The sequence below is a fragment of the Streptomyces sp. NRRL WC-3549 genome, assembly GCF_000721935.1.
Classification (GTDB): domain Bacteria; phylum Actinomycetota; class Actinomycetes; order Streptomycetales; family Streptomycetaceae; genus Streptomyces.
Genome location: NZ_KL585386.1, coordinates 49,776 through 54,051 on the forward strand (window position 1 = coordinate 49,776; position 4,276 = coordinate 54,051).

General features: G+C 69.5%; 5 protein-coding genes. 1 reads left to right on the top strand and 4 read right to left on the bottom strand.

What is annotated here, in order from left to right; translation table 11 throughout:
* The 3 genes from IH13_RS0104545 to IH13_RS0104555 all read right to left on the bottom strand — a co-directional run.
* Window positions 1–313, bottom strand: a 313-nt coding sequence (locus tag IH13_RS0104545; RefSeq protein WP_031081192.1) for a cbb3-type cytochrome c oxidase subunit I, incomplete at its 3' end; no start/stop codon positions are given.
* A gap of 198 nt (window positions 314–511) precedes the next feature.
* On the bottom strand, window positions 512–1,063 hold the full coding sequence (locus IH13_RS0104550) for a glycoside hydrolase family 25 protein (RefSeq protein WP_031081193.1): 552 nt from the start codon (window positions 1,061–1,063) through the stop codon (window positions 512–514).
* Window positions 1,064–1,375: 312 nt separating this feature from the next.
* Complete coding sequence (locus tag IH13_RS0104555; protein WP_031081195.1) at window positions 1,376–2,743, bottom strand: radical SAM protein; 1,368 nt, start codon at window positions 2,741–2,743, stop codon at window positions 1,376–1,378.
* Window positions 2,744–2,902: 159 nt separating this feature from the next.
* Between IH13_RS0104555 and IH13_RS0104560 the strand changes: the two genes are divergently transcribed.
* Window positions 2,903–3,436, top strand: coding sequence for an SRPBCC family protein (locus tag IH13_RS0104560; RefSeq protein ID WP_031081197.1), 534 nt, complete (start codon window positions 2,903–2,905; stop codon window positions 3,434–3,436).
* A 9-nt stretch (window positions 3,437–3,445) separates the two neighbouring features.
* Here the strand turns inward: IH13_RS0104560 and IH13_RS0104565 are convergent.
* The coding region (locus IH13_RS0104565; protein ID WP_063837394.1) for a pentapeptide repeat-containing protein at window positions 3,446–4,276 on the bottom strand (831 nt) is incomplete at its 5' end.

The following is a 4,276-nucleotide window of genomic DNA, read 5'->3' on the forward strand; positions in this document are numbered from 1 at the left end:
TCTGGAGCGGCATGATCCAGTTCGCGAAACCGGCGAAGAGAGGCGTCGCGAACATCAGCAGCATGATCGTGCCGTGCATCGTGAACGCCTGGTTGTACTGCTCGTTCGACACGATCTGCGTACCGGGGCGAGCCAGCTCGGCACGCAGCACGAGGGCCAGCACGCCACCGAGGAGGAAGAAGGCGAACGACGTGGTCAGGTAGAGCGTGCCGATCGTCTTGTGGTCCGTGGTGGTGAGCCACTTGATGACCACGTTCCCCGGCTGCCTCGCCCGGACGGGCAGCTCGTCCTGGTACTCGGCATCGGCTTCCACCGATTCTGAGGGGCCCCTCGTCGTCACTGCGGCACTCCTTCGGTCGACGGCCGTTGCTGACTCGGCGACCAGGATGGACCCCCCGACGGCGGTACCGCGCGACATCCCCGGGGACTGCGCACCCATGGATGGCAAAGGACACTCCATTGGCCGATGCCCGGAGCACCCCGTGTTGACGCGCCCTCCTCGGCGTCCTCCTCAGTCCTCGGCCCAGTCCCGCATCGCCTGCTTCGAGGAGAAGTCGGCGACGTTCTTGTCGAGCGGCCGGTCGGTGTACTGGTGGATGCGCCAGGGTGCCTCGACACGCGGTTCGCCTGCGGACACGTAGTCGGCGATCCACAGTCCGTCGCCCGCGTAGGAGGACGTGTCGTGGGTCCGCCAGAAGGTGCGGTTGCAGTAGAGGAGGACACGGTGGTGGGGCCGCAGCCGCTTCACCTCTCGGATGAAGCGGTCCTTGTCCTTGCTGCTCGCCCATGTGCCGTCGCCGGTCTGTTCCCAGTCGGCCGCGAGAAGGTCACCCGCCTTCTCCGGTGTCCGGGAGACGAAGTACTTCGCCTGGTCCTTCGCGTCCCCCGGCCACAGGAAGTGGTAGAAGCCGACGACGCATCCCGCGTCCCTGGCGCGTTTGACCTGGCCGTCGAGTTTCGGATTGACGTACGAGCGGCCCTCGGTGGCCTTGATGAAGACGAAGTCCACCCCGTCCGTGTCGAAGTCCGTCTGGTGGGAACTGACGTCGATGCCGTGCAGCACGGTCACCACCTCCAACTGAGCCCTGTGATTGCGTTCGCTGTCCCATACGTGCCCGCGTGGCCCGCCGCCATCCACGCACCCTCAGCAGAACCGTTTCGCCATGGCGGAATGATCTCTTCGCGAGCGGAGCCGGTGATCCGGCCACCGAGCGGGGCGTACGCGAGCCATCGACGCACCTGGCTTCGACACCGTGGACCCGGGCGGCCTCGACGAGTTCGGCGGAGGCGCCCGGGAACGGACCGCGCGGTGGCCCGCCTGACGCTCCACCGCCCCGGGACCGCGTCACCCCGAGCATGCCCCACGTCGAGGGCGTTACGAGGCTGCAGCCGTCCCGGGGGCGAGGCTGTCCATGAAGGAGCTGACGGAGAACACCGCGTGCCCGGGGCCGGCCGGTCCGTACCCGGGCGGGGAGGACAACCCGTACTCCTCCATGGTGGAGCGGTACGCGTCGAGCAGCCTGATGTGGTATTCCAGCGGCGCACCGTCGGGGTTGGTCCTTCCGAGCGGCGTGGTGGGTTCCGGGCACCAGGTGGTGAAACGCGGTGTGATGCCGCGCGACATGAAGAACCTCAGGCCCTCCGTGGTGGAGGCGATGGCCTCGTCGACGGTGGTGAAGCCGTGGGGCCGGGCCATCTCCACGCCCGCCACGAAGTTGGGGATGACGTTGCGGGCCCCGAAGACGTCGGCGGAGTCGAGGATGCGCCGGTGCCACTCGTCGCGGCCGACGTAGCGCTCCTTGCCGGGGCAGTACAGCTCGAACAGACGGCGGTCCCACACCTCGTAGTTGGGGTGGTAGATCTGCACGCCGTAGTCGTGGAAGCGCTGGACGTCGGCCTTGGGCAGGGCCTGCGCCACGACCTTGCCGATCCAGCGGCCGGGGAAGCGTTCCTCGATGGCCTTGGCGTACTGCCCGTAGAAGTCCGCCTCGTCACGCCCCTGGATGTGGGAGGTGATCGCCCCGCCCGTGAGGGTGTAGGCGGTGGTCGTCCCCGCCGTGTCGTGCCGGTCGATGATCGCCAGGGCCTCCAGGACCTCCTCGACGTCCTTGACGCCCGTGTAGGGGCGGCCCGCCGCCTTGTGCTGGCGCCAGTTGTGGTTGATGTCGCAGTACTGGCACTCCTCCTTCGCGCCGAAGTACTGGCAGACCCGGAAGACCGTGAGGTAGATCAGGTAGCCCCACTGGATGGTGGGCGCCACCTCCATCACGGACTTGCCGTTCTCCAGGGTGTGCCGGTAGTAGTCCGGCATCGGGGGCAGGCCGACGTCGGAGATGCGCGTCCCGTCCAGGTACAGGCCGAGCACGCCGTCCTCACCGGCCGCCACCCGGTACGGCGAGGACGGGTTGACCCGCACCGACACCACCGTGCGGCGCAGGTCGTACGGGCCGCCGGTGAGGACGATCTCCTCCGGCGGCCGGCGCAAAGCCGCGGCGCCCAGCTCCGGCAGGGTGCCGTGGTCGAAGGAGAAGATGAAGTACGACTTCGGCTTGACGTCCCCGTGTTCGTTGTCGCTGAGCGCGGATTCGTCGAAGGCCATGCCCCCACGCAGCAGGTCTTCCTTGATGACGGCTTCCCGCGGGACGTGGGGAAACCGCTCCATGAGCCGCTCGACCAGTCGCGTGCGGTCGTCCGGGACGGCTGCGGCGGTGCGGGCGGGGCCGGTTTCGGCGGGACGTGCCATGTGCGGGGCTCCTCGGGTCCGGTGTGCTGGACACTCTTACGTGTAGGCCACACTGTCCAACGAACCAGCATCGTCAAGCGTTCGCACATGATCCGTCCGGCCTGTCGGCTGCCTGGCCCGGCCGGTGTCCGGTCCGGACGTGGACAAGGAGTGACCACCATGCCGCGCACCATGTCCGTCTCGGACAGCATTCTGATCGATGTCCCTCCGTCGGTGGTGTACGAGCGCGTCAGCGATCCCACTGCGATGGGGCGCTGGAGCCCGGAGAACCAGGGCGCACGGGTGCTCGGCGGCCGCCGGGAGACCTACGTGGGCATGGTCTTCGAGGGCCGCAACAGACGCGGCGCGTTCCGCTGGACGACGAGGTGCACGGTGACCGCCGCCGACCCGGGGATGCGGTTCGCCTTCCGCGTGCACGCGATCGGCGCCGGGCGGCCCCGCCTCCGGGGCGCGATCGCCCTGTGGGAGTACCGCTTCGAGGAGGTCGGCGGGCACACCCGGGTCACCGAGACCTGGACCGACGACCGGCGGACGTGGCCGGACTTCCTCGCAAACGCGTTCGACCGTGTCGCGACGCGCGGCCATACGTTCGCGGAGTTCCAGCGGGGCAACATCCGTACGACGCTGAAGCGGCTCAAGGCGGCGTTGGAGGAGGAGGCGGAGGACGCGCGGAAGCCCACGGCCGACGGGTGATGCCTGGGCTCAGACGGCGGCGGTGCCCACCCAGTGCGAGGGCCTGGCCAACGCCCCGGGGAGCCGGGTGGCGGCGTTGCCCCTCGCCGCGTTCAGCTGGGCCTGAGTGAGGAAGAGGGCGTCGGTGAGGTCGGCGTCGGACAGTTCGGTGTCACGGAAGTCGGCTCCGATGACGTCGGCCAGCCGCAGGTCCGCGCCCCGCAGGTCGGCCGCGATGAGGAAGGCGCCGCGCAGATCGGCGCCCCGCAGGTCCGCGTGCCGCAGCCGGGCCCCGATGAGATCGGCGCCCCGGTGGTCGCGCTTCTTGCGCCGGTGTCCGGCGGCACGGACGAGCTCACTGGCGCGCAGCAGCAAGGTCGCGATCTGCGCCCGGTGCGCCGACACGTCCAGTCGCACGAGGTCTCCGGCCGGGGCCGACGTGAGGCGTTCGGTGGTTTCGAACGCGGCGCGCAGTTGGGGGTGCAGTGGCGCGGCGGCGGGCAGCGCGAGCGACTCGGTGAGATACCACAGCAGTTCGTGGAGCTGCCGCATCACGGGAAACGCCTGGAACATCTGCCGGGCGGTGTCCGGCCGCCGCCGCCAGTCCTCGCCCTGGTAGGTGTGCTGGGAGATCTTCTGGCCCGCGCCGAAACAGTCGTACACCGTGCATCCGGGGAACCCCGCGGACCGGAGCCGGGTGTGGATGCCGCAGCGGAAGTCGTCCTGGAGGTTGCGGCACGGGGTGCCGGCGTCCTTGTCGACGGCGAAGTCCGCCGACGCGGTCAGAGTCAGCGCGACGCAGCACAGCCCGAAACAGTTCGCGCAGTCGGCTCGCAGGTCCGCCCGCTCGGTGGCGGGCGG

What these genes read in the sequence shown, in the direction of transcription:
- IH13_RS0104560 (WP_031081197.1), top strand. Translation starts at nt 2,903, where the DNA reads ATGCCGCGCACCATGTCCGTCTCGGACAGCATTCTGATCGATGTCCCT.
- IH13_RS0104555 (WP_031081195.1), bottom strand. Translation starts at nt 2,743, where the DNA reads ATGGCACGTCCCGCCGAAACCGGCCCCGCCCGCACCGCCGCAGCCGTC.